The organism is Pseudomonas sp. NPDC087342 (assembly GCF_044744265.1).
GTDB classification, from domain to species: Bacteria; Pseudomonadota; Gammaproteobacteria; order Pseudomonadales; family Pseudomonadaceae; genus Aquipseudomonas; species Aquipseudomonas nunensis.
This window is the reverse complement of sequence record NZ_JBIUXZ010000036.1, coordinates 48,380-51,530: the sequence shown is the minus strand read 5'-3', so window position 1 is coordinate 51,530 and position 3,151 is coordinate 48,380. Positions and strand designations below refer to the sequence as shown.

Genomic DNA, 3,151 nt, shown 5'->3' with positions numbered 1-3,151 from the left:
AAAAGTATGCTCAAAACATTGCGTACCTTGCCGAGCTTTCACTTGCCAGAAAGTTTTTGTTGCATGACCCGCAAACCAACGGTGGATTGCTGTTCCGTCAAGGCAAGTTCCGCGAAGTCAAACTGGCCCGTGCTCACGCTGGCAAGCTTGAAAACATCTTCGAAAACATGGGTCAGGCAGAGAAGAAGACGCTCAACATCGTCCTCAAATCCGACGTCCGTGGTTCGTTGGAAGCGTTGAACGGTGCCTTGAACGGCCTGGGTAACGACGAAGTGCAAGTGCGTGTTGTGGGCGGCGGCGTTGGTGGTATCACCGAGTCCGACGCTAACCTGGCACTGGCCTCCAACGCTGTACTGTTCGGCTTCAACGTGCGTGCCGATGCTGGCGCTCGCAAGATCGTCGAGCAGGAAGGTCTGGATATGCGTTACTACAACGTGATCTACGACATCATCGAAGACGTCAAGAAAGCCCTCACCGGTATGCTGGGCAGCGATGTTCGCGAGAACATCCTGGGTACCGCTGAAGTGCGTGACGTGTTCCGTTCGCCGAAGTTTGGTGCGATCGCCGGTTGCATGGTTATCGAAGGTGTTGTTCACCGTAACCGTCCAATCCGTGTACTGCGTGAAGACATCGTTATCTTCGAAGGCGAGCTGGAATCCCTGCGCCGCTTCAAGGATGACGCTTCCGAAGTACGTGCCGGCATGGAATGCGGTATTGGCGTCAAGAGCTACAACGACGTCAAAGCTGGCGACAAGATCGAAGTTTACGAGAAGGTTCAGGTTGCTCGCAGCCTCTAACTCGCGCACTTCAAGGGCCACGGCGAGCCGCCGCATGCAAGTGCGCGGCACGGCGTCAGGACTCTAAACGCAACGCCCGGTCTGGCTTTTGTCAGGCCGGGCGTTTGCCGCTTTCAGACCCCACGGGTTTCACCGTGAGGCAGTAACAGGTAACAAGACATGGCAAAAGAATACAGCCGTACCCAACGTATCGGCGATCAGATGCAGCGTGAGCTGGCACAGCTGATCCGTCGTGAAGTCAAAGACCCGCGCGTCGGCCTGGTCACCATTACCGCTGTTGAAGTCAGCCGTGACGTCGGTCACGCCAAGATCTTCATCACCGTGATGGGCCAGGACAACGCCGAAGACATCGCACAAAGCATCAAGGTGCTCAACTCCGCCGCCGGTTTCCTGCGCATGCAGTTGGCTCGCGAAATGAAGTTGCGCAGCGTTCCGCAGTTGCACTTCCACTACGACGAAAGCGTCGTGCGTGGTGCGCATCTGTCGGCCCTGATCGAGCGTGCGGTGGCTGAAGACAATCAGCACCCGGTAACGGCTGAACCCGAAGACGCCAAGGAGTAATCGGTGGCTCAGGTCAAACGTATCCGTCGTAACGTCAGCGGCATCATCCTGCTCGACAAGCCGCTGGGGTTCACCTCCAACGCCGCGTTGCAGAAGGTCCGCTGGTTGCTGAACGCCGAGAAGGCCGGGCACACCGGCAGTCTCGATCCGCTAGCCACCGGCGTGCTGCCGTTGTGCTTCGGTGAGGCCACCAAGTTCTCGCAATACCTGCTCGACTCCGACAAGGCCTATGAAACCCTGGCGCAACTGGGCAAGACCACCACCACGGCGGATGCCGAGGGTGAGGTTTTGCAGGAGCGCCCGGTGACCGTTGGTCGCGCCGATGTCGAAGCGGTTTTACCCGGTTTTCGTGGGCAAATCAGCCAGATACCGCCGATGTACTCGGCGCTCAAGCGTGATGGCCAGCCGCTGTACAAGCTGGCCCGTGCAGGCGAAGTAGTGGAGCGCGAACCGCGTTCTGTTACTATTGCGCGCTTGGAATTGCTGGCCTTCGAGGGTGATACTGCGCGACTAGCGGTGGATTGCAGCAAAGGCACCTATATTCGCACCCTGGTGGAGGATATCGGTGAGCAACTCGGTTGTGGCGCTTACGTTGCAGAATTGCGACGTACCCAGGCCGGGCCTTTCACGCTGGCGCAGACTGTCACGCTTGAAGAGTTGGAAGCCGTACACGCCGAAGGCGGCAACGAAGCGGTCGATCGCTTCCTGATGCCATCGGACAGCGGCCTGCTGGATTGGCCGCTGTTGCAGTTCTCGGAGCACAGCTCGTTCTACTGGCTTAACGGCCAGCCGGTACGCGCCCCGGATGCGCCGAAGTTCGGCATGGTACGGGTACAGGATCACAACGGTCGCTTCATCGGTATCGGTGAAGTGAGCGAAGACGGGCGCATCGCGCCGCGTCGACTGATTCGGTCAGAATGACCGGACGAGGGTGGCTGTTAACAGGCACGGTCACTTCCTCATTTATAGATACAGGGATTTGTCCCTGGCCTGTTGAAGCTGTTTCTTTGAAACAGTTTCCTGATAAAAGGATTGCCTCATGGCTCTCGACGTTCAAGAAAAAGCTCAAATCGTAGCTGACTACCAGCAAGCTGTTGGTGACACTGGTTCGCCAGAAGTGCAAGTTGCACTGCTGACCCACAACATCAACAAGCTGCAAGGTCACTTCAAGGCCAACGGTAAAGATCACCACTCCCGTCGTGGTCTGATCCGCATGGTAAACCAGCGTCGTAAGCTGCTGGACTACCTGAAAGGCAAGGATCTGGGCCGTTACCAGGCTCTGATCGGTCGCCTGGGTCTGCGTCGCTAATAAGCGATTGCGCTAGAGGTTGGTTGTTTGCTGTGTGCCAGCGGGTTTCCCGCCGGTACATGGCAGGCTCCCAGCCTCAAGTTTTATCTGGATACACGTTTTACCCTGGACAGGCGTTGGGCCGATTCCCGACATTGCCCAAGAATTTCGCAAGAAGACAAGTTCCCCAAGAGCCACAAAGAAGGTAGGACACCGTGAACCCGGTAATCAAAAAATTCCAGTTCGGTCAGTCGACCGTTACCCTCGAGACTGGCCGTATCGCCCGTCAGGCCTCCGGCGCAGTATTGGTCACCGTTGACGATGACGTCAGCGTATTGGTGACTGTCGTTGGTGCCAAGCAAGCCGATCCAGGCAAAGGCTTTTTCCCTCTGTCCGTTCACTACCAGGAAAAGACTTACGCTGCCGGTAAGATCCCTGGCGGTTTTTTCAAGCGTGAAGGCCGTCCTTCCGAGAAAGAAACCCTGAGTTGCGGACTGATCGTCCG

4 protein-coding genes and 1 pseudogene (1 of these 5 only partly in view) are annotated in these 3,151 nt (G+C 57.1%); all 5 read left to right on the top strand.

What is annotated here, in order from left to right; translation table 11 throughout:
• Positions 1 to 797: translation initiation factor IF-2 (locus tag ACIOYV_RS32150; protein ID WP_401330365.1), on the top strand; the 797-nt coding region annotated here is incomplete at its 5' end.
• A gap of 159 nt (positions 798 to 956) precedes the next feature.
• The gene (gene rbfA / locus ACIOYV_RS32145) at positions 957 to 1,358 is read left to right on the top strand and encodes a 30S ribosome-binding factor RbfA (RefSeq protein WP_054050033.1); all 402 of its coding nucleotides are present in this window, start codon (positions 957 to 959) and stop codon (positions 1,356 to 1,358) included.
• Between the two features lie 3 nt (positions 1,359 to 1,361).
• Positions 1,362 to 2,279: a tRNA pseudouridine(55) synthase TruB gene (gene truB, locus ACIOYV_RS32140; RefSeq protein WP_123405159.1), complete on the top strand. Its 918-nt coding sequence runs from the start codon at positions 1,362 to 1,364 to the stop codon at positions 2,277 to 2,279.
• 118 nt (positions 2,280 to 2,397) lie between these two features.
• Positions 2,398 to 2,667, top strand: coding sequence for a 30S ribosomal protein S15 (rpsO, locus tag ACIOYV_RS32135; RefSeq protein ID WP_003176135.1), 270 nt, complete (start codon positions 2,398 to 2,400; stop codon positions 2,665 to 2,667).
• 194 nt (positions 2,668 to 2,861) lie between these two features.
• Positions 2,862 to 3,151: pseudogene (gene pnp / locus ACIOYV_RS32130) on the top strand (polyribonucleotide nucleotidyltransferase); it runs 1,826 nt beyond the window's last position.